The following is a 22311-nucleotide window of genomic DNA, read 5'->3' on the forward strand; positions in this document are numbered from 1 at the left end:
TTTAGGGGGCGAAGCGGACTGGAACGGAGCGACAAAAATCTGTTCATAACTCATTGAAACCCCTTTCTCAAACGGACATCAGATCAAGCTGGCTTCCAGAAGTTCAGAAAAATTCAGAATCGCGATCGTCTCTCATCAGACCACAATCGGCTGAAAGTCTAGGCAGCAGGGCAGTCTCACGCCGTCTTATCGGAATTAGCGTAAGAATTTGTAATAAAAACGCTCATCAAATCAGACTAACGTAACAAAGGATGCGGTTTTTTAACCTTTGAGGCCTGACACGCCAGCAAACTTATTTAGCGTTGGGAAGTTTAGAATGAGCAGTAATTTAGCAACGAAACTCCGCGAGGGCACCAAGAAAGCGCACACAATGGCGGAGAATACCGGATTCATCTCGTGCTTTTTGAAGGGCACTGTTGAGAAGAATTCTTACCGCAAACTGGTTGCAAATCTTTACTTTGTCTACTCAGCGATGGAAGAAGCGATGCACCAGCATCAAGACCATCCCGTTCTCGGCAAGCTGTACTTCCCAGAGCTAGACCGCAAAGCCAGTCTCGAACAAGATCTCGCCTACTACTTTGGCCCCAATTGGAAGTCAGAAGTCGCACCCTCTGAAGCTACAAAGCTTTATGTTAAGCGCATTCAAGACATCGCCGCTACCCAACCCGAACTGTTGATCGCACATCTCTACACCCGCTACATGGGCGACCTCTCCGGCGGACAAATTCTCAGAAAGATTGCTCAAAATGCAATGAACTTGTCTGACGAAGACGGATTGGCTTTTTACTCGTTTTCCCAAATTCCAGACGAGCGAGCCTTCAAAAAGATGTATCGCCAGCGGTTGGATGAAGTCCCCGTCGATGAAGCAACAGACGATCGCATCGTCGAAGAAGCCAATGACGCATTTGGGCTAAATATGAAAATGTTCCAGGAGCTTGAAGGGAATCTGATCAAGGCGATCGGGGTTCAACTATTCAATCTGCTGACTCGTAAGCGCAATCGTGGCAGCACCGAGTTGGCAACGGCTGAGTAGTCAAGTCCTCTAAACTGACAACCTGAACGAACAATCCGCGTTATTTTGAATCCTGGAGGCTTGGTGGACAAAACTATCAAGCTTTCAGGATTCGTAGTTTGAAAGGAGACAAGATGGCGGCGAAGATTCCGGTTACGGTGATTACAGGCTTTTTGGGAAGTGGCAAAACGACGCTGATTCGCAATCTGCTGCAAAATAATCAAGGTCGGCGCATTGCAGTTTTGGTGAATGAGTTCGGTGAGTTGGGCATTGATGGCGATTTGCTGAGATCTTGCGAGGTTTGCCCCGAAGATGAGTTATCGGAACCTAGCCCTTCTAACATTTCTTCTAACATTGTTGAACTGACGAATGGCTGTCTCTGCTGCACTGTTCAAGAAGAATTTCTGCCGACGATGCTAGAGCTACTCAAACGTCGAGACAGTCTGGATTGCATCTTGATCGAAACTTCTGGATTGGCGCTACCAAAACCTCTAATCAAAGCCTTCCGCTGGCATGAAATTCGCACGGCGGCCACGGTCGATGGTGTGATTACTATTGTCGATTGTGAGGCAGTTTCTTCGGGAACCCTGGCCAGTGATTTGCAGGCGATCGCCGCCCAGCGCCAAGCCGACCCCAACCTCGACCACGAAACCCCTCTGCAAGAACTCTTTGAAGACCAACTCGCCTGCGCTGATCTGGTGATTCTCAATAAGACTGATTTGGTGGACGACGCAACTCAGGCTGAGGTGAAAGCGCTAGTCCAAAAAGAATTGCCCAGAGCCGTAAAAATTGTTGCCAATGGCCGCAGCGCTTCAGGGGTAGAAAGTCAGCTAGATCCCAATTTGTTGTTGGGATTTAATGCTGCGGTTGAGGATGATTTGGCTGCGCGTCCCAGTCACCACGACTTTGAAGAAGAGCATGATCACGATGATGAGATTGGCTCGACTCACATTATTTTGGATCGATCGTTTGATCCAACCCGGCTGAGAGCAAAACTAGAAAGTCTGGTGCAAGAGCAGGAAATCTATCGAATTAAGGGATTTGTGGCGGTTCCCAACAAAGCGATGAGAATGGTCTTGCAGGGAGTGGGATCACGGTTTGAGCAGTTTTACGATCGCCCCTGGCAACCGGAAGAACCTCGCCAAACTCGCCTAGTTTTTATCGGACGGGATCTGAGTCCTCAAGAGATCGAATCCAAACTTGTAGCGCTCGTGTAGATCCAATTGAATGCTCTTAAGGCGAAGCGATCGGGGCAAAATTTCTTCTTTTTCTGCGCTAGATTGCTTCTCCACATTCATCGACTAAGTAGCAGAGCGATCGAAACCGCAGTCCCACAAACTGGTCATAGAGCGGATTGAGCTTACACATGGGCGGAATGTGGGCGACGGTTTTGCCAAACAGCGTGATGTCGCGCTCAAACGGACACTGGGCGGGGATCAATTTGCAGATCAGGTGAGCCAGCTTACGATCGCGGATGTCGATCGCGTCTAGTTTTTGACGAATGGGATTGAGAAAACTAAAGCGAGGTTGAGGTGGGCGAAGGGATTGGAAACCGATATCAAAAGTCATTTCTGAGTGAGACATAAAAGCCACCTTGGTTGTCGATGAGAATCAATCTTTTTGGCTGAGATTTGCTGAATTTGTAGGGAACCAATGAATCAATTTGTTCTTTCACTATCAAGATACAAACAGCGACTAAGATTTCCGTAAAGCTAAGAATCGATTCGCCGAGTTTTTGATTAATTTTCGGTGAATCTGTTGCAGATAAACAGCAGAAACTCGCCTCTGATAAGGACTCCGACCTACTTCATCAATGAGATAGGCTGTGGATATAACTGGTTAAATTCCAGCTTTAATCCTATTTAAAGCTCTGTTAACAAAACCACACAGTATCTAAAAGGGTAGTTTTTCGTTGGGAGTTAATAAAACTATCTCCTGCGATATTAGCCTTTGGATATAAGTAGGATAGCTTGTGTTTGTAAGAGATTGGATTTGTAGTTTTTATTACCAAACTCAGCTTTATTAAACTCTTTTGCTGAGGATGGAACAACATTTCAAGGAGAGCAATTTCAGAGAGATATCTGCTCCAGCAGAGCGCACCTCAAGCAGTGTCCTCTAGAGGATACACCGCTCATTTCAGGAAATCGGGACGTAGCCGCGATGTTGTCAGTCAGCCCAGACCTTTTAACCAATCGCTCACAGTCCCAAATCAACCGCCACCCGATGGGCACAGGCAAACCCCGAAAACGCCACCGCATTTAGCCCTTGACCCGGAAAGGTACTATCTCCGACACAGTAAAGGTGAGCGATCGCCGTCCGATTAAAGGGCATTCCCAACAGTCCAGGAAGTTTGCGGGAGGGAATGGGGCCATAAGTACCGTTTGCCCGTCCCAGATAGCGGCGATGCGTGCGGGGCGTGCCGATTTCCTCGTAGTCGAGGTGTTGGTTGATCGTGGGGAAGAGGGTTTCTAAGCGATCGATGACGCGACCGGCCGCCGCTTCTTTTTTTTGCTCGTACTCGCTGGGCGACAGATTTTGCCAGTAGCTCATCCAGCTAGGCGTAAAGGCGTGAATGATGTGATAGCCGTCGGGGGCAAGACTGGGATCAAGCAGCGTCGGAATCGAGACAAAAATCGTTCCCTGTTCGGCTTCCATATTGTCCCAATCTTCGAGCAAAATGTGGTGACACTCGGTTCCAATGGGGAGCGCTTCAGCCTTCACGCCCAAATGCAGACTCAAGAAACTGGGTGATTGTTGATATCGCTGCTGCCATTTTTTCTCAGACTTGGGCTTGCGGCTCTCAGGCAGTAGCTTATCAAACGTATCCCAGCGAGTCGCGTTTGAGATAATCCGTTTGGCTTGATAGACCTCTCCTGTGGCAAGCTTTACGCCTGTCGCCCGTCCGTTTTCGATCAAAATTTCCGTTACGTTGGCTTTGTACTGAATGTGACCGCCTGCCTTTTCTAGCCCTTCGACTAACTTTTGGGCGATTTGTCCGACCCCGCCCTTGGGATAATTGATGCCGCCATAGTGACGATCGCTAAACACCATTCCCGCATTGATCATCGGCGTTTTGTCTGCCGGGACGACTGACCAGATGTAGCAATCCATGTCGATAAACTTCAGCAGTTCAGGGTCACGAATAAACCGTCGTGCCAGGTCGCCCACATTTTGAGGCAAATATTTAGCCAACCCCAAACAAGCCAGCGGATGCTGAAAAAAGACTCGCGTTAGATAGCCCAACTCTTCTAAAGAGAGCAGATCCATCACATTCAAACAGTTAAATACCCTCCAGCACTCATCATAAAACTGGCGAATTCCCTTTTCTTCGTGGGGAAAGCGATCGCTCAACTCATGAATATATTTCTCATAATCTTTGTGGACTTTTAGCGCTAACCCGTTGGGCAAATGGTAGTGAATCTGAACCGGATCAGGCACCGTCTCGATCGACATGTCCACCGCTTTGAGCGCACGAGTTAACAAGTTGGTGGTGCCACGATCGCCAAACCCAAAAATCATCGACGCACCAACATCAAACCGATAGCCCGATCGCTCAAAATAGCCAGCGCTTCCTCCGGGGATCAAGTACCGCTCCAACACCAAAACGCTGGCCCCTTTCGCTGCCAATTGAGTGGCTGTCACCAGTCCCCCAATTCCAGAGCCAATGACGATCGCGTCGTAAATTGTGGAAGAAGTCGATCCTGAAGATGAGCGAGAAACAGAAGCCATGAGTTCAGAAGTAAAAGCCACGTCTTCCAGTGTATCGGAGTTGATGCGGCGTGTCGTTTGCGAGGGTTCAAGCGTTGGGGCTGATTGGTCTGAGAACTGGGCGATTTTTTCTAGGGTGTCCCTCGGATGTAACTAGCGGATGCGGTACTCTAGATCAGTTCTCAACAGACGGTTTATGGGCTTGCGTGCAATTCGATCGATCTACACAGACGGAGCTTGTTCTGGAAATCCTGGCCCTGGCGGCTGGGGAACGGTGGTCTATTTTGCAGATGGTTCCATTCATGAAATGGGAGGATCAGAACCGCAAACCACCAACAATCGAATGGAGATGCAAGCAGCCGTAGCGGCCCTCAAATTTTTGGCAGACTCTGATCAGCAGGACGCGATCGCCCTCTACACCGACAGTGAATATGTCAAAAATGGCATCACCAAATGGATCAGAGGCTGGAAGCAAAAAGGCTGGAAAACCGCCGCAGGCAAAGCCGTTCTCAATCAAGATTTGTGGGAAATTCTAGACGAACTCAACTCAAACCAGGTTGAATGGCGGTATGTGCGCGGACACACAGGCGATGTTGGCAACGAACGGTGTGATGCGATCGCCCGTGCCTTCTCACTCAAACAAACGCCTGCTCTAAAGACCCTCAACGACCCAACACCCGATTCTGAGGTTGCTATGACGGACACATCTACGACTGCGATCGACTCCTCAGAAGAGTTGCCCCGCGAGATCCGAGTCGAACAACTGCGAGGACTGGTTGAAACCCTGCACATCGCCGACGAAATCGCCAGCCGTGCCTATCTGATCACCAGTTCGGAGTTGGCGGATTTGATGGATGTCAATGCCAGTGCGGTCACCAGTCGAGGCGATAACTGGGTTTGGCGCAATTGGGTGGTGTCACGGGTTCGCCGCGAAGGAAATCAGATTCTCTGGCAGCTAGAGCGGGTTGATTGAGGGAGGGATGAGGGAGGACTTCGATGATCTGTTCCCCCTTTGGGGGTAATCTGCTTTGCGAGGAAGGATGAAGGATGAGGGATGAGGGATGAAAGGTTGGTTCAATTGATTTGTCAATGTTTGCATCCCTCGTCTTATAAATTGGCGTTGCTGAATCAGGGGATGAATTGCCCCAAAGCGGCGGGAAACCCAAGGTTCAAAGTCCCCCAATTTTGGGGGATTTAGGGGGCGAAAAGATGGACACTTCTCACAGATTCATCCCTCCAATCAGCCACCCCGTAAATTTACCCATCTGCCTCTAATGATGATTCTGAAAGTCAAAGTTCTTAGAGTTGGGGGATTTAGTTGGCTCTCCAAGATTGGCCACTTCTTTGCCAGAAGTCTCCTGCTAAAGCCTCGAAGTTGTAGTAGAGACGGAATTTTTGAGATTATTAGAAGCTGTTTTTGAAGTTGCGGGGGCCGTCGTATCCTGAGACTTTTGCAAGTTCTTCTAAGGGCTGCTGTCCAGCGTAAAACTTGCCGTTGATCTCCCACGTGGGGAAGCCAAAGCCGCGACCTGTCTCTTTTTCAACCTTGGGCGCAATCTCTCGACACAGGTTTGCTTGAGGATTTTTGCCGTCTTCGGCACACTCAATCGAAGGCAAGTACTGAAGGGCTTCGGCTCCAAATAATTTCTTTTGCTCGTAGCAGTGAGGACACCAGTAAGCGCTATACATCTTGGCGTTGATATTTTTGAGATGTTGAGCGAGTTTGATTTCTGCTTCGCCTGACGTGTCTTTGACGGTAAAGAACGCCTGACCGTTGGCAGGCCCGATCGTATACTCGCCAGCCTTAGCTGTCGGAGCCGAGTAGACGGCCAGCGTCCCGACCAAAGTCACCATCCCTACCACAATGCCAATCATGAATAGCTGACCAATGTCTTGCCACGATCGCCCCACCAGCGTCAATACAAACAGCGCCGTCGCAAAAAGGGCAGAGGCGATACAGTAATAGCAAATCGTCTTTAGCTCAAAGGCCATGATGTACATCAGATAGCCGCTAAACAGCAGCATGGCCGTTGAGATTGCAAACAGCAGCAGCCACGTCCAATTGTCTAGACTAGTTCGCAGCGATTTATTATTTTCCGCACTCACGGCTAATGGCACCAGAGACAGCACTGCCACACTCGCGTAAGCAAGAAACCCAAATAAGGCAAGCGGCAGCCCAAATACGGTGGCGTACGGGCTAGAAAGCACCAAGTCACAGCCACCCGCCGGACAAGCCACTTCTCCGCCAAATAGCTTGGTCGCAGTGATGTAGCCTGTGATGATGGCTCCCAACGTGGCGATCGCACCAATGATCGGACGCGACCAGCGATGAATCCAAGGTGTAGAACGTCTGCGAATCATAATGTTTTGAACAGGAGTAGCTCGACTGTTAGCAAGGCATCGGTGACGACGATAAAGTCACTCCTTCTATTTTGACCGATCAAATCCACATTAAAAAGGTTGAGGTCGGTAAAAAGGTTAAGAGCGATCGCCCCCAGCTTAGATCAAAATGGTCAGAGTCGTCCAAGTTCAACCCTGGTAAAGCAACTGATTTGCGTTCTCAACCCTGCAACTTCAAAAATTAGCTTGCAAAGTGTTGCTAACTTTGCTACCTTAGTTAAGCGCTGAATCAAGCACCCCAATTCGCCGGGATAGCTCAGTTGGTAGAGCAGAGGACTGAAAATCCTCGTGTCACGAGTTCAAGTCTCGTTCCTGGCATCCAGTAAAACCAAGCCAAAAGTCCAGAGAGAAGCCCTTCTCAGCTTTGTTTTTGGCAATTTTATCTGGAAGCCTGACTTTTCTGATGGGTCTTTTTAGATGAATCTATACTGCATCAGGGTATAGATTGCGTGTTACGACAGGACTGAAAGCGAAGCGTTAGTAGGGAGTCTAACCCCTGTTTATGAGTGGTGTGGCATTGGTCAAGGCAACTAGAAATGGCGGCTTTGAACTGAGCGAAGTCAGCAGAATAGGTCGAGTACAAGCACTGCTTTTTAACAAACTTCCACAACCGCTCAATCAAATTTAAGTTGGGGGAATCAGGCGGTAGGTAGGGCAACTCAATTTGGAGCGAGGCGGCAAGCTCAGTGACGAGGGCACATTTTTGGTAACGGGCATTGTCCAGCACCAAGGTTATCGGGACACTCAGCCCTAAAGCCGCTAGTTTCCTTAACAACTCACAAACACTCTGGGCGTTGATGTAAGCGTCATTGGTCACGAGGACGAGTTCGTGGGTGAGGGCATTCATCGCCGCTAAGACGTTAAAGCGCTGTCGTCCTGCCCCCGTTTTGACAAACAAGCGATCGAAACACCACAAAAACCCCAGGTAGGCTGCCAAGACAAAGGGGGCGGCATCCACAAAAAACACGGCTCGCTTGCCCGCTTTTGCTTGCTCTAGGCGAGGCTCCAACTGGTTTTTTTATAGCCTCCTGCGCTTCTGGGTCGGCTTTGGCGGGAAGCACGCCGAACTCGACGATACTTCATGCCCATCCCTTGCAGAAATACTTGTACCTGGCTGCGACTGCGCCGAATCCCCGTCAACGCCTCTATCTTCGCCGCTGCTTGTGCCAAGCTTTGAGGAGGATGTGCCCTAAAGTAGGCTTCCAATGTGGTTTGGTGCTGCTTCAACTCACTTTGGGGTTGATAAAAGGTCAACACTTTCAGTCCGGCAATCCCCCTTGCTTGGTAGTCTTTGAGGTAGCTTCGTAGCGTGTTCTGACTCACCTGTAGTAGTTGTGCAATCTCCCAGTGAGGCTGTGAGTAGTTTTTGCAGCTTTACGGAGATCTAGAAACAGTCCGCTCCAATCGGGGTGTTATGTGTGGCTCGTCTCAACCGATCGCTCCCCCACTTCGCCAGCCCAACTCTCAAAAGACGAAGAACTCGACCTTCGCGGACGGCTTTAAATCCTATGCGACCCGTCACCTCCCAACCTTCACGAAACATCTGTGCCAAAGTCAACACCGATAAGTCCGCGCAACCGTGATCAATCACCTTGACTTTCGCAGTCACCAACCCGTTCTCGTTAGCGTTGGTATTCGGATGAACGACAACTCTGAGAGACCAAATTGATTGCTGTTCGGGCTGGCGGCATAACGGCACAGGTCAGCGGCTGTCGATCGACCCGAAACGCAGACGAGAAAAGTCTCAACAGTCCGCTGCACCGAGTTGTTGGGGAGCACCTTCGCACTCACCGAGAAACGCTTCGCGCAACACGACGAAGAACTCTGGTAAGAACGAGATCGACGCACCCACCCACACCGAAGCAAACAAAACGCGAAACTCTCAAACCAATCAGCGGAACGAGAGAACCGAGATGCTTTGCGCCCACCGCGAGAGGCTGCCCAACGGCAAAGGTCAGCGGCTGTAGATCAACCCGAAACGTAGACGAGAAGGACGAATCAGTCCGCTGCACCGACGGGTTGGGGAGCTTCTTCGCGCTGAACGAGAAAGGCTTCGCGCAACACGACGAAAAACTCTTGGCAAGAGCGCGATCGACGCACCCCCTATCAACGCAGCCAACCAAACGCGAGACGATCGAACTCACAAACAGAACGAGACAAGCCCGTCTCTCTGCGCTCACGGCGAGAGGCTGCCCAACGGCGCGGTTGAGCGGCTGCAAATAACCTCGTCAGCCAAATCAGCAGCTTTCGGCAGTCCGCTCCAACCGAATTGTTAGACCGCGCCGCTACCTTGATAGCTGCTGAACTGTCAATCTAAAACCTGAAGCTACACTGTAGAAGGTATCTAGCTCCTGAACATCTTGCAACAGTCTGTCATTATAGACAGCGAAATCGCGCAGAATGTCTTTCCCAGAAGTGTCCTTACCTTTAAGAGAGAGAATTCCAGTGATTACAGCAGCAGGGACACCACCAGGCTGAAAAGGATTACCGAAATCAACTTGAGCTAACAAACCTTTAGCGGTATCTCCTTGTACGGTAAATAACTGTTCCCCTTTAGCAAAAAGAGGTGAACCTGAAAGTGATGGTCTGGAGAACGTTACTTCTATTGGGGAAGAAACATCTAAGTTAATCAAGTTCCCCTCCTCTTGAAAACTGATGTTTTGTAGATTGGTGACAAAGTGGGGAGTTGGTGCTCCAATGGGGTTTGGTCTATTGGTTGGCGTTGCAACCTGCCAGGTAGAGTTGTTCTCGTAGGTAATCTTATTATCACCGCAGTAAGCAAAACCTGTTCTTGCTTGAACCGCACGATTAATTCGCTTTGCAATTGCAAAAAGTAAATCAGCACCTGCGTCTCCAGCACCCGTATGACATGAAACGATTGTCAAGATAGGATAGCTCTTTGATTGCAATCGCTGCAACTCTGGACCCCAATCGGCTTCATTCCATGTCATTAAAAACTTTCTTGAATCACTAGCATTTTGTCCTTCTCCGGTAATTAGCAACCCTTCATTTCCATGTCCAACGATTACAGGATTTTTTGAGCCAGAAGCGGTTGAAGTAAGAGGTAGACCCCCAACGAGATTGTTTATAGCAGCGGCTGTTGAATCATGCCGAAGACTACTCGAATAAGCTCCAGCAGCACAATTTAAAAATCCATTGTCAGGTGCGCTATCGACTGTGGCAAGTGTACCAACACCCAGAAGTTCAGGCTCGTATGTATATTCCATCGTTTGCTCCTTATTTAGAACGAAAATTCTCCAATTTCGTTTGTGCCACAATTACCTGTGCTCATGAAAGTAATGAAACCTAACAGCACAGTCGATCGGCAGCTAGTAATCTCAGAAACACACCAAAATTTTTTGACTATCCACTTCAACATAGTGTTAGTCTGACTTACAACACTTTAAAACCGAATAAAAAGCCGCAATTAAGAGTCTGAACTACGGGAAGTAGCGGTAATAGTTAGTTTCAAGGTATTCACAGTCACAAAACCACCATTGAAACCGTTTACTGTATCTAAAGTCCACGCTACAAAGCTAGTTTTAAGTTGTTCTTTGGCTTTTTGAATTGCATCAGCAAGTGCCTCCTGAAAATCTCCTCTTTCTGAAATACCTTCAAAGATTCCACGATCCAGAACTTTCTGCGAATCAACCTGTTCGCTAGAATCTACATAACGATGTAGTTCTGAAACTCTGGTTTTCACTATTGCTACTCGTCTAGCAGCATTGAACACAAGCTGCATCGTCCCTCCTTGTCCTGAATATAGGGTATCGATCAGTGCGAATTCCTTATCTCTATATTCAATCCATTTCAACTGGGCAGCTTTTAGAACTTCCTGACCTTGAAAATCAAGTCTTTGCCTCAGTTCTTTGTAAATTCTATTCAACTCCTCATCCCACTGGTCATATGCTCTGCGTAGACAATTCAGTTGACCGCTTGTAGATGGGTTCTTTCCTAGACAATCCTCCAACTCTTTATCGATAGGGTCTTGGAGTGCTTTGCCAATACTGGACATAATCACTTCGGTATTGACTTCAAGCGCAAAGTTGGCGAGAAATAATTTGACAAACTGTTTCCACTTATTAATCTTTTCACCACCAAATATACCTAATCGGGGTATATCTACTTGAGTTGTACCAATGCCGAATTGATTAAGGAGGGTAGGCTCAGGTGTTGCTAAACCATATTCCTCAGCCTTCTCACAAGCTAATTTGCGTGGAATGCTGTAGTTCCCAATCCATCTCTGCCCGTCTTTTGAGCCTTCAGAATCTCCTGCAAAAATAGACCAATTGAGTTTATTAGAGCTACCGATTCCGCTGCTGCACTCACCGGAGGCTAAGGTGCTGTTATAAATTGTTACTTCAAATATTTTCGCAATATAAACTTCGAGAAATGTCAGACGACCGGATGATGCTGGTTCCTGTAACCGCTTTGAAGAAATAGGTACAACTAAACGGCACGGACCACTTGTTAAGGGTTCTTCTCGACCTTCAGAAAGTACGATCTCCGAAAACTCAACTTGCAACTTTTCCCTAGAATCTGTAAAAATCTCAGACATTTTAAGAATCCTTGAAACTACAAGCTTTTGCGCTTTTCACCATGATTATTCCTTCTTAACCGATTGAATCCGGACGTTTTGGAAGGCTTGTGGCTTGAAATGAAATAACTACCAGTCGGAGCGCTTCACACTCCTCACGTCATCTAATAACCATGAAGATACCAGCACTAGGAAATTGAGCGGTCTAACTTATGTTTAGACTGATCTCGTCTATTTAACCTCCCTGATTCGGGTGATTAGGCTGAAAATTGTCTGGCTAACCCTCCCAAGGGGGCGATTAGGCTGAAAAACTTTCGGATAACTCCTCAAATCTCAGATTAGGGCAGACAAGATTCTGTATAACACCCCAAATTGGGAAGTTATACAGAATTACGCTTGCCCCGAAATAATATCTCTGAATCGAGAAAATAATCCCGTTGCTTTAGGAAATCTTCATAGTCAGTACGGAGTATCACGTTGTGGCATTTAGTGCATTAATACTATCAACCTCTCAGTAATCTGATCTATAGAACCGCGTCCCAAAAAACTGCTCGATCGAGTTCGTGATGCCATTCGACTAGAACACTACTCCTACCGCACAGAACAGAGCTACGTTGCCTGGATACGACGCTATATTCTTTTTCACCACAAGCAGCACCCCAAAGACATGGGCGTTGCAGACATTGAAGCTTTTCTCAGTCATCTGGCAGTCTCGGACCAAGTTTCTGCCTCCACTCAAAACCAGGCGCTCTGTGTCTTGACTAAAACGGCAGGTACAAGGAACGAGTCGATTCCCAAATGCCTGATTAACGTTTCTCCAAAAAATGGGGTATTCCAAAAAATCAAAAATCTGTGTAAGATGTCCGCAGGTGGAGATCACGCCCCGGAAATCTGATTTAGCCGATCAGACCTCCGAGGACTTCCACCTAAGTTACACGAACTAACTTCGGAGGCGTTCATGATTGTACTACGTCTGCTTTGCGATGGGATCTTGAAAGGTTGGAATCAAGATCCTGCATATACTTCACACAACTGGGGAACGTTTGAGCCGTCAGCGTTCCCATCCTCTTTGCACTAAACAGAGAGGACAAAACAACATGGCCGTTAGGAGACACCTTCCTGACTCGGTTTCGTTTAGCTTTGAGTTGCAATGCTCGTTAGTGAGACGATACCAAGTCACCGTTACCTTGGATTTGCAAGAACGATTAATCTTCATGCCCTCTGGCATTCTCTCAGACGTGAGAGATTGTATTGAAAAGTTTGTTGAACAATTGAGTGAAGTTGCCTCAAATCAATTAGCCTATCTCAAATGGGATGGCACGAGCGATTTGACGACTGAATATCAAGTGATTCGCGTGTTAGCGGGCTATCAAGTGCAACGTTCTCTGATGAAGTTCGATATTGTCATGGGCGCTGGTTCATTAATACATTTGGAGGAATTGCACAACAAAAAGACAATTCAACTGTAGAGGTTTAGAGAGTCGTCGATCGCATACTCCACTGATTTACGGCTCTCTAGTCCAGCTTCGCTGATTTATCTTTTCTAATCAGCCCCTAAAAATGACAGAAGACTCGCCATAGAGGGAATACTCAACTCAAAATTACCAGATTGCGAGGGTAGGAGATTGACTCAGGAACGTGCATTTTGGCTGGCTTGGGCGCAAATTCCCAATGTGGGGCCGATTTTGATTAAGCGACTCTACCAGGAGTTTGGCAGTTTGTCAGAGGCTTGGGATGCTCGCCCTGATCAACTTCTAGCTGTCGAAGGCATTGGACTATTGACCGCAGAAGCGATCGCCACCGATCGCCGCACCTGTCAGCCCGATCGCCTGCTCCAACAGCACGAACAAAAAAACTCACAGTTTTGGACACCCGCCGACCCCGAATATCCCGCTTTGCTGAAAGAAATCCCCGATCCGCCGCCCGTTCTGTATTATCGCGGCAAACCTTCGATGATCAAAGATCTGACAGATTTACCTGCGATCGCGATCGTCGGCACTCGTGACCCTTCTGACTATGGTCGCCGCTGGACGCGAAAAATAAGCGCATCGCTGGTACAAAATGGCTTCATCGTCGTCTCAGGACTGGCAGAAGGCATCGATACCGAAGCTCACCAGAGTTGTCTAGAAGCCAGCGGTCAGACAGTTGCCGTCTTAGGAACGGGTGTCGATGTCGTCTATCCGTGGTCAAATCGCAAGCTTTATCAAGAACTCATTGAGAACGGTCTAGCCTTGAGCGAATATCCCAACGGGACGCAGCCCGATCGCACTCACTTTCCTCGACGCAACCGGATTGTGGCAGGGTTATGTCGTGCAGTTTTGGTGATTGAGGCTCCCAAAAAATCAGGCGCTCTGATCACAGCTTATCTTGCCAACGATTATGGACGCGATGTCTATGCCCTTCCTGGCAGCCTCGACAATGCCAAATCAAAAGGCTGTCTGACCCTGATCAGCAAAGGCGCACAGATGATTCTCGGCGAGTCAGAACTGCTAGAACTATTGGGAACGATGCCTCAACTCGATGCCGCAAAATCTGCCCAACCCTTGTTGGAGTTGAGTGCTGAATTGGCTCAAGTATTGCAATCAGTCGGCACGATCGTCACCCAATCCAATCTCGAATCGGCTGCCTTTGATGCGATTGTTCAGCAAACAGGCATGGCCGCCGGACTCGTCTCCAGCGCTCTGTTTCAGTTAGAAATGTTGGGCTTAGTGTCCCAATTGCCCGGAATGCGATACCAAACGCTTTAGGAGAGTTTCTTTAATAGATTTACCCATCTGGTTAAAGATTTTGTTGTGCCCAAAGTGCTGCTTGAGTCCGATCGCGCAACCCTAACTGAGACAAAATGCGAGACACATGATTTTTAACCGTTCCCTCAGCAAGATGGAGGCGTTGGGCGATTTCTTGATTGGTGTTTCCTTGAGAAATTAGGATGAGAACTTCGTGTTCACGATCGCTAAAAAGATGTCGATAATCTTGCTTTGGCAGAGGGACAGAAATCTTTGAGAACACCTTAGACGCGATCGTAGGGCCGAGTTGACTATGCCCCTGATAAACCGTACGAATCGCTGCGGCTACTTGAGCAGACGGCGTACTTTTGAGCAGATAGCCTAACGCCCCAAACTGAAGGGACTGCCACACATATTCATCTTCGCTAAAGGTCGTAAAAATCAAAATCCGAATCCACGGATAGCAGTGATGAATCTCACGAGTCGCCGTCACGCCATCGCAGATCGGCATTCGCACATCCATTAAAATCACATCGGGCTGAAGTTGAGCCGTGAGCGCGATCGCGACCGTTCCATTCTCCGCTTGTCCGACAACCTGCAAATCGTCTTCTAACTCCAACAAGTCAGCAAGTCCTTGCCGAAAAAGAGGCTGATCATCGACCAACAACAATCGAATCATTGTGGAATTTTTACTCGAAGTTGGGTGCCCTGTCCAAGTTGACTATACAGCGTAAACTCGCCGCCCAAGAGAGAAACGCGCTCCTCAATGCCCTGCAAGCCGAAGCCCGATCGCGGTTTTTCAAGCTCAAATCCTCGACCATTGTCGTCGAGTTCGATGATTAACGTGTTGGCACCTGTCCCAGCGTGAAGACTGACCGAAGATGCATGGGCATGTTTTTGAATGTTCGTCAAACCTTCTTGAATAATGCAATAGAGCGGATGACTAATGTTGAGCGGCAGATCGGGCAAATCGAGATCGACGTGCATTGCAAACTGCTGCGATTGATTAACCTGCTCGACAAGGGTGGTCAAGGCTCGATTGAGATTAAACGTAGGCTGTCGAATCGTCTGCACCGTCGATCGCACATCTTGTAAACACTGACTCGATAAGCGTTTGGCATTCTCTAGAGCCTGTAGCGCTTTTTCGGGGTTGCGCTGTTGTAGCCGTTGAGCAACTTCTATCTGAATGTCTAGCGTGGTCAACGTGTGACCTAATGAGTCATGAATTTCGCGGGCGATGCGCGATCGTTCTAAACTGGCTGCGAGGGTTTCAACTTCTGTAGCAAGCAGTTCTGAGGTTTGTCGGCTTTTGCGCTCTGCCATCACCAACAAACTCATCAAAATTGAGAAGATGCAAGCGCCCAGATAATAAGCGATGTTTCCCATCAAAATGAGCTTTGGGGCATCAGGCACCTGAATTCCGTTCATTGTCAGCATCTCAGAAAACTGAGGAATGCTCCAGAGCGTGCCCACGACATAAAAAATGCTCGTTAATGCAATCGTTAGAACAACTTCTTTGAGATTGAGTAAGAAGCAGCTTTTGATAATCGACCAGTGTAGGATTGCTGCGATCGGACTCACCAACGAAAGCCAAATCGCCAGAATTAGATTGATCGAGACATAGATTCTTCTTTGACTAATCGAACCATTAATCGGAATAAAAAAGCTGAGAATAATATAGGCAACGCTGGCAATGCAGGTTTGAAAAGTGAGCGTTTGTGGATAGGCATAGCCTTCGCCTACTAATCCTAATAGCAGCCCAACACCGATCAAGCTCCAATCGAGATAACGTAGGGTTAGACTCAATGATTTTGGAGAACTGGTATCTAGCTGGATGGGCGATCGCATAATCCACACACGACTTCTTTCCCACGATTTTAGACTGAAATAATTCTGTTAGATCATGACTTTCGTCACGAGTTTAAACTCCAAACGTCATTGAGTTTCATGACTCTCAGAAATGGTCTTTTGAGTGTATCATCGCTATACTGAACTCGTCGCAACGTTTACCCATTTCATCAATGGTAGCATTCTTATACTTTTCTAATGCGATTCGTCACTCTGTTAAGCTTTCTATTTCTATTAGCATTCTCATGCTGTGTCACGCTTGCAGTACCAATGCGCCAAACTCTTCTGCCGAAAACCCAGCACAAGCAGCCGCGATCGAGTCAGTCGTTGCTTTGGGACGGATTGAGCCAGAAGGCGAAGTGATCAAACTATCAGTCCCCAACGCCCAAGATAGCCGGGTCAATCAAATCCTGGTTAAAGAAGGAGAGTTTGTGCGAGCGAATCAAGTGATTGCTATTTTGCAGGGCATCGATCGCCGAGAAGCTGATCTGCGAGATGCTCAAGCCGATGTGCGTCTACGAATCGCAGAACTTGAAAAAGTAACGCAAGGTGATGCCAAAAAAGCTCAGATTACTGCCCAGCGTGCTGCGATCGAGCGATTAGAAGCCCAACTCAAGGGGCAAATTCTCCGACAACGAGCCGCGATCGCCAGCGCGGAAGCTACCCTGAGAGAGGCGCGGCAGACCCTCGATCGTCGCCAATCTCTATTGAGAGAAGGAGCCATCAATCGAGCCGATGTCGATGTTGCTCGACGAGATGTCGCCACGGCTCAAGCCACGCTAACCGAACGCACTGCCGAACTCACCCAAACCACCACGACCCTGACCGCAGAGATTAATCAAGAGCAGGCAAAACTTGCCGAGTTGCAGGAAGTTCGCCCTGTGGATGTGGAGATTGCCCAGGCTCAATTGGAGAAAGCCTCGATCGCCGTTGAGCAGCAACAAGCGAATGTAAGAGATGCCCAAGTGCGAGTTCCGATCGCGGGACAGATTCTCAAAATTAATACCCGTGTTGGTGAGCAGGTCAACACCACCCAGGGAATTGTCGAACTCGCCCGCACCGATCGTATGTTTGCGATCGCAGAGATATCAGAAACAGACATCGCCAAAGTCCGATCGGGACAACAAGCGACGATTACCAGCGAGTATGGTAGTTTTGCAGGCGAGATTAAGGGAGTTGTTGAGCAGGTTGGCTTACAGATTGGCAAAAAGTCACTTCAAGATGCCAGCGCTGTTAATAGTCCTGTGATTGATCAAAATGCGCGAGTGATTGCCGTTAAAGTCAGAATTAACAAAGGTGATAACGCAAAAGTTGCATCACTAACGAACATGCAAGTGAAAATCAAACTAGAAATTTCTAAAAACGCGAACCCTGGTCAAACTGATCAAATTCCGACGGGTCGCGATCGCTAATCAATTAAGTCTTTTAACCTTTTGCCCTTATGAAACTGAGCAAGTTTGCTGTCTTTAAAGAGCGTCCTTTGGCGTGGTCACAGCTATCGCATCAAAAAGTCCGGTTGACCGTTGCAATGGGCGGAATTGCCTTCGCCAATGTGCTGATTTTTATGCAGCTAGGATTTTTGTCACTCTTTAGCGGTGGCGCGACTGTTTTGCCTAAAAGCCTCAAAGGAGATTTGTTTTTATTGAATCCGAGCACAGAGTTTTTAGGAGCAAATGGGTTCGATCTCATTCGTCTCTATCAGGCGGCAGGAGTCAAAGGCGTGGCTGCTACAACTCCCCTCTACATTTCGCCCACATCCTGGTCATATTCTGCCGAAAAAAAGTCGTTTGAAGGGCGAGTTTATGCCTTTAACCCAACTCAATCGGTTTTTAATATTCCAGAGGTGATTGAGCAACAGCATCGTCTGACGGTTCCTAATCAGATTTTGTTTGATCGATTGGCTAAACCTGATTTTGGCCCGATCGTTCCACTGTTTGAGCAAACAGGATCGGTGAAGGCTGTTCTCAACAATCGTCGGGTGTCAGTCGTCGGACTGTTTAGTCTAGGAAACTCTTTCTTTTTGGGATCAGGCAACTTAATCATGAGCGAATCCACGTATGCCGAGTTGTTTGGGGCAACAGTGCTGCAACAAGTCAGTATTGGCATCATCACACTAGAGCCAGGAGCCAACCTTCAAGCGGTCAAAGCAGGAATCGAAGCCAACGTCCCCGGCATCAAAGCCTATACCCACAAAGAACTCATTGATAAAGAACTAAAATTTCAGGAAACAACCGCAGTCGGGCCGATTTTTGGGTTTGGCACCATCATGGGATTGATTGTAGGAATTGTTATTGTCTATCAAGTCTTATATGCAGACGTGAATGATCATTTAGCAGAATATGCAACGCTAAAAGCGATGGGTTATTCTGATATCGCACTCTTGATTGTGATCTTTCAAGAAGCGATGATCTTAGGCGTGCTGGGGTTTATTCCAGGATATGCCGCTTCGTTGGGAATGTATGCGTTTTTGGGTCAATTGACTCGATTAGAACTGATCATGAGCCTTGAGATTGCAGTGACTGTTTTTGCATTAACGCTCGTGATGTGTCTGGTCTCCGCCGCGATCGCCTCTGGAAAACTTCGCTCCGCAGATCCCGCAGATGTGTTTTAGAGTATGCCGATGTCTCCCGTAATCTCAATTCGCAATCTCAATCATTACTTTGGTGCCAAAGACCTGCGAAAGTCAGTGTTGACAGACATTAATTTTGAGGTACAGTCTGGTGAAATCGTGATTTTGACCGGCCCATCGGGTAGCGGCAAAACGACACTGTTAACCTTGATTGGGGCACTGCGATCGCTGCAAGAAGGTAGCCTGACCGTCCTCGATCAAGAACTCAAAAACGCAAACAAGCAAAAATTAAGGCAGGTGCGAAGTCAGATCGGGTTTATCTTTCAATCTCACAATTTGCTCAAATGTCTCAAAGCGTGGGAAAACGTTGCCATGTCGCTGAAACTACATCCACAAATTGCACTGCCCGATCGCCAAGCTCGATCGCTGTCAATGTTAGCGTCAGTTGGCTTGCAGTCCCGCGCTCATTACTACCCCGAAAATCTGTCTGGCGGACAAAAGCAACGAGTTGCGATCGCCCGTGCTTTAGTCAGTCATCCCCAACTCGTCTTAGCGGATGAACCGACCGCTGCACTGGATAGTCAATCGGGGCGCGACGTAGTGACGATTATGCAAAAACTTGCAAAAGAACAAAACTGCACGATTCTACTCGTGACCCACGACAATCGAATTCTTGACATCGCCGATCGCATTGTCCACATGGAAGATGGCCAATTGGTCAGCGATCAAGCAACCGTTGAAAAGTTGACGCATTAGTTAGTTGACGCATTAGTTAGATCGTTCCTTATTCAACTGTTAGGAGCGCATTTCTAATAAAACGTGAATTCGATAGAGTTTTTTCGCCTCGTCATTGAGGGATTCGCCCCCTAAATCCCCCATTCTGGGGGACTTTGAATCAGCATCATTTCTTTAAGCTCTGGAACTTTTTCTGGGTCGAAGTCCCCCAATTTTGGGAAATTTAGGGGGCTGAAGGCGATTCTAACGAAGCGAGTCCCTCTCATCGAACTGACGTTAACAAAAGCTCAAAGAGATGCAAATATTACTCCGACAATCATGATACCAAATTGATCTTTGAGTGCTACAGATCTTGGAGAGCAACCTAAATCCCCCACTTGTGGGAGACTTCAAGCCAAAGCAGTATCGGATTCTCAAAGTCCCCCAGAATGGGGGATTTAGGGGGCGAAGGATCTGTAGCATTAACAAATTGATTGGGTATGAGAGTGCATTTTTGAGGCTGAAACCCTTAAACATTTTAGATTGCCTCTAATAACTTTCATCGCCGGGTTAATATGAAGTGGCTTTATCGTGGCTTCGGAACTAGAGGCTGTGTGACCCGATCGTTTCCCAGTTCCTTGTCAAATCGACTGCCCAAAAACTGCCCAAAAATCTAAAGTTATTGAAAACGAATCCACGGGAATAGAGTTCGCCTTATATTCTGGACTTCGTTAGCGCATTAGTCTGGAGACATTAGTCCAGAGACCCAAAGTGTTTTCCTGTCTAAAGTCTAGAGTCCAAAGTTCAAAGTCTGTTATGAACAGCGTAAATTACAGAAAGGAGCTACTCAATGCAGATCAAAGACTCGATCGCCCTCGTTACAGGCGCAAACGGCGGGATTGGCACTCAATTTGTAGAAGCCCTGAAAGCAGGAGGAGCCGCCCGAATTTATGTCGCTGCCCGTAGTCCTCAAAAAGTAGCCGCCCTCGTTGCCCTTGATCCAGACTGCATTATTCCTGTTCAGCTAGACGTGACGGACGTGCAATCGGTAACTCAAGCTGCCGCCCAATGTCCAGATGTCACCCTGCTGATCAACAACGCCGGAACCTCACTCAATCAGGGGGTGATTTCTGCCCCCAGTCTCGACGATGCTAGAGCCGAAATGGAAGTCAACTACTTTGGTATGTTGTCGATGTGTCGGGCTTTTGCCCCAGTGCTTGAGAAAAATGGGGGAGGCGCGATCGTCAACATTCTCTCGCTGCTGGCTCGGGCCCATTTACCGTTTAGTGGCTCATACAGTGCCTCCAAAGCTGCCGCTCTCTCAATGACTCAAGGAGTCCGCGCAGAACTGGCTGCCCAAGGAACGTTGGTTGTTGCAGTTTTACCCGGAACGGTAGACACGTCGCTTGCCAAAGATTGGCCCGATCCCAAAGTCTCGCCAACTGAAGTGGTTAAAGTCGCCCTGCAAGCGGTCGCCGATGGAGTCGAAGATGCCTATCCAGGTCAGCAAGCGATCGAGGTGTCAGCCCAGTTACTCTCCAATCCCAAAGGAGTCGAGAAGTATATGGCCACCTTTCTACCAGGAGCCTCTTACGCGGGCGTGCAGGCTTAAAACTTGAATTAATAGATCGACTACATTAGCAGGACAAGACGATGAAATCTCAATGGGATTGTTTCCTCCAAAACTTAGGCGAATGGCACGGCTCATTTACGCAACTGTCGCCCCAGGGAGAAACCTTGAGTGACACGCCTTCTGTATTGAGTTTGGAACTAGACGATCGCCAAACGGTGCATCTAAATCTACGTCGAGCAGGTAAGCCAGAAGTCAAGTCATCCTACACAACCGTGGGCGGCGGTTTGAAGTTTTTTGAGACGGGAGCCTTTTCGCAGGGGCCGATTCAGATGGCTCCGTTTTCACAGTTTGGAGGAGAATTGGCGCTGCTGTATGGCGATCGTCGTCTCCGGCTAGTACAACTCTTTGATCTCGACGGCCAGCTTGACTCATTGACGTTGATCCGAGAAAAACGCACGGGCAGCAAAACACCCGAACGATCGCCCTTAACCTTAGAAAGTTTGATTGGAGAATGGCACGGGTCAGCCATCACCATTTATGCCGACCTGCAAGAGCCGCAAACCTACTCAACTGCCTTGAGCCTGCATCAAGACGGCGACAAGATCACGCAAGCGATCTCTTTTGGTGACGGTCAGATTACTTCGATCGGCACGATTCATGGTTCAAGATTGCTGTTCGATCGCGGCTCCCAACCCGTACAGGTTCTCTTTCTTCCCGACGGCGCGTCTTCAACTTGCCCGATACAGATCAGCAAAGGTCAGCCGCTATTTTTGGAAGTGGGATGGCTCTTAGAATCGAATCTGAGACAACGGTTAATGCGTAGCTACAACAGCAAAGGCGAATGGGTCAGCCTAACATTGGTAACCGAAGAAAAAATGAGTGAAGGTTGAGCGACCCCCTGCGGACAACTTGAAGCGATCGTAGTTATCTATTTTCACCCCGCTCTAGTACTGTAAGTTCTTTTATAAAGAAGTAATGTAAAACAAGTAGTGTTCTACTCAAGCGATTAAGTGTGAATATCAAACTAAAACATGAAATAACGGTTTCTACCAATAGCTGCATTCTCCTTGCAATTTAAAGCGCGATCGCTTCGAGGTTGAGTCTAAGTTTAGCTTCTAGTTCACATCTAGTTTAAACCTCTTTGATCATGACGGTTTAACCATGAGCAATAGACTTTATTGGAAATAGGAAGGTGTAGCCAGTAAAATAGTGCCAGTGTCCATT

Annotated in this window: 20 protein-coding genes, 1 tRNA gene and 1 pseudogene; 13 read left to right on the forward strand and 9 right to left on the reverse strand. The window is 48.0% G+C overall.

All coding sequences use genetic code 11. From position 1 onward, the window contains the following. The first annotated feature begins 316 nt into the window (after window positions 1-316). Window positions 317-1033 (forward strand): biliverdin-producing heme oxygenase, encoded by a 717-nt coding sequence (locus ACKFKF_RS12350; protein WP_446867983.1) that lies wholly within the window; start codon window positions 317-319, stop codon window positions 1031-1033. 113 nt (window positions 1034-1146) lie between these two features. Further along, complete coding sequence (gene cobW, locus ACKFKF_RS12355) at window positions 1147-2229, forward strand: cobalamin biosynthesis protein CobW (protein ID WP_446867984.1); 1083 nt, start codon at window positions 1147-1149, stop codon at window positions 2227-2229. Between the two features lie 58 nt (window positions 2230-2287). On the opposite strand, the gene ACKFKF_RS12360 is transcribed toward cobW, so the two are convergent. Continuing rightward, entirely contained in the window at window positions 2288-2596 is a 309-nt protein-coding gene (locus tag ACKFKF_RS12360; RefSeq protein WP_446867985.1) for a Mo-dependent nitrogenase C-terminal domain-containing protein, read from the reverse strand. A 612-nt stretch (window positions 2597-3208) separates the two neighbouring features. Beyond that, window positions 3209-4741: a carotenoid isomerase gene (gene crtH / locus ACKFKF_RS12365; protein ID WP_446867986.1), complete on the reverse strand. Its 1533-nt coding sequence runs from the start codon at window positions 4739-4741 to the stop codon at window positions 3209-3211. A gap of 175 nt (window positions 4742-4916) precedes the next feature. Between crtH and rnhA the strand changes: the two genes are divergently transcribed. Continuing rightward, entirely contained in the window at window positions 4917-5693 is a 777-nt protein-coding gene (gene rnhA, locus ACKFKF_RS12370; RefSeq protein ID WP_446867987.1) for a ribonuclease HI, read from the forward strand. Between the two features lie 431 nt (window positions 5694-6124). On the opposite strand, the gene ACKFKF_RS12375 is transcribed toward rnhA, so the two are convergent. Beyond that, window positions 6125-7081 (reverse strand): vitamin K epoxide reductase family protein, encoded by a 957-nt coding sequence (locus ACKFKF_RS12375; RefSeq protein ID WP_446867988.1) that lies wholly within the window; start codon window positions 7079-7081, stop codon window positions 6125-6127. A gap of 284 nt (window positions 7082-7365) precedes the next feature. Here ACKFKF_RS12375 and ACKFKF_RS12380 point away from each other — a divergent pair. Beyond that, window positions 7366-7438 (forward strand) — tRNA-Phe (locus ACKFKF_RS12380). A 115-nt stretch (window positions 7439-7553) separates the two neighbouring features. On the opposite strand, the pseudogene ACKFKF_RS12385 reads toward ACKFKF_RS12380, so the two are convergent. Further along, window positions 7554-8488 (reverse strand): annotated as a pseudogene (locus tag ACKFKF_RS12385) (IS630 family transposase); the annotation flags it as partial. A 16-nt stretch (window positions 8489-8504) separates the two neighbouring features. Further along, window positions 8505-8729, reverse strand: a complete 225-nt coding sequence (locus tag ACKFKF_RS12390; RefSeq protein WP_446867989.1) for a hypothetical protein — start codon at window positions 8727-8729, stop codon at window positions 8505-8507. 56 nt (window positions 8730-8785) lie between these two features. On the opposite strand from ACKFKF_RS12390, the gene ACKFKF_RS12395 reads away from it, so the two are divergent. Beyond that, a complete protein-coding gene (locus tag ACKFKF_RS12395) occupies window positions 8786-9343 on the forward strand; it encodes a hypothetical protein (RefSeq protein ID WP_446867990.1) in 558 nt (185 codons plus the stop codon). Between the two features lie 62 nt (window positions 9344-9405). Here the strand turns inward: ACKFKF_RS12395 and ACKFKF_RS12400 are convergent, their stop codons facing one another. Both ACKFKF_RS12400 and ACKFKF_RS12405 read right to left on the reverse strand, forming a co-directional pair. Beyond that, a complete protein-coding gene (locus ACKFKF_RS12400; protein WP_446867991.1) occupies window positions 9406-10347 on the reverse strand; it encodes a hypothetical protein in 942 nt (313 codons plus the stop codon). A gap of 200 nt (window positions 10348-10547) precedes the next feature. Continuing rightward, window positions 10548-11678: a lysozyme inhibitor LprI family protein gene (locus ACKFKF_RS12405; protein WP_446867992.1), complete on the reverse strand. Its 1131-nt coding sequence runs from the start codon at window positions 11676-11678 to the stop codon at window positions 10548-10550. A 526-nt stretch (window positions 11679-12204) separates the two neighbouring features. On the opposite strand from ACKFKF_RS12405, the gene ACKFKF_RS12410 reads away from it, so the two are divergent. The 3 genes from ACKFKF_RS12410 to dprA all read left to right on the forward strand — a co-directional run bounded on the left by ACKFKF_RS12410 (window position 12205) and on the right by dprA (window position 14404). Next, window positions 12205-12552, forward strand: a complete 348-nt coding sequence (locus ACKFKF_RS12410; RefSeq protein WP_446868002.1) for a site-specific integrase — start codon at window positions 12205-12207, stop codon at window positions 12550-12552. A 202-nt stretch (window positions 12553-12754) separates the two neighbouring features. After that, window positions 12755-13126 (forward strand): hypothetical protein, encoded by a 372-nt coding sequence (locus ACKFKF_RS12415; protein WP_446867993.1) that lies wholly within the window; start codon window positions 12755-12757, stop codon window positions 13124-13126. Between the two features lie 156 nt (window positions 13127-13282). Beyond that, window positions 13283-14404, forward strand: coding sequence for a DNA-processing protein DprA (gene dprA / locus ACKFKF_RS12420; protein WP_446867994.1), 1122 nt, complete (start codon window positions 13283-13285; stop codon window positions 14402-14404). 31 nt (window positions 14405-14435) lie between these two features. Here dprA and ACKFKF_RS12425 read toward each other — a convergent pair whose 3' ends face one another. Together ACKFKF_RS12425 and ACKFKF_RS12430 are read right to left on the reverse strand one after the other, a co-directional pair. Then, entirely contained in the window at window positions 14436-15062 is a 627-nt protein-coding gene (locus ACKFKF_RS12425) for a response regulator (protein WP_446867995.1), read from the reverse strand. Beyond that, window positions 15059-16231 (reverse strand): sensor histidine kinase, encoded by a 1173-nt coding sequence (locus ACKFKF_RS12430; RefSeq protein WP_446867996.1) that lies wholly within the window; start codon window positions 16229-16231, stop codon window positions 15059-15061. Before ACKFKF_RS12430 ends, ACKFKF_RS12425 begins: the two co-directional genes overlap by 4 nt. Before the next feature lie 173 nt (window positions 16232-16404). Here ACKFKF_RS12430 and ACKFKF_RS12435 point away from each other — a divergent pair, with 173 nt between their 5' ends. The 5 genes from ACKFKF_RS12435 to ACKFKF_RS12455 all read left to right on the forward strand — a co-directional run bounded on the left by ACKFKF_RS12435 (window position 16405) and on the right by ACKFKF_RS12455 (window position 21977). After that, window positions 16405-17643, forward strand: coding sequence for an HlyD family efflux transporter periplasmic adaptor subunit (locus ACKFKF_RS12435; protein WP_446867997.1), 1239 nt, complete (start codon window positions 16405-16407; stop codon window positions 17641-17643). A 29-nt stretch (window positions 17644-17672) separates the two neighbouring features. Next, complete coding sequence (gene devC, locus ACKFKF_RS12440) at window positions 17673-18842, forward strand: ABC transporter permease DevC (protein WP_446867998.1); 1170 nt, start codon at window positions 17673-17675, stop codon at window positions 18840-18842. Window positions 18843-18845: 3 nt separating this feature from the next. Then, window positions 18846-19556, forward strand: coding sequence for a DevA family ABC transporter ATP-binding protein (locus ACKFKF_RS12445; protein WP_446867999.1), 711 nt, complete (start codon window positions 18846-18848; stop codon window positions 19554-19556). A gap of 808 nt (window positions 19557-20364) precedes the next feature. Continuing rightward, window positions 20365-21126, forward strand: a complete 762-nt coding sequence (locus ACKFKF_RS12450) for an SDR family oxidoreductase (RefSeq protein ID WP_446868000.1) — start codon at window positions 20365-20367, stop codon at window positions 21124-21126. Window positions 21127-21167: 41 nt separating this feature from the next. Then, a complete protein-coding gene (locus tag ACKFKF_RS12455) occupies window positions 21168-21977 on the forward strand; it encodes a DUF3598 family protein (protein ID WP_446868001.1) in 810 nt (269 codons plus the stop codon). Window positions 21978-22311 lie beyond the last annotated feature (334 nt).

Source organism: Phormidesmis sp. 146-12 (genome assembly GCF_052939495.1).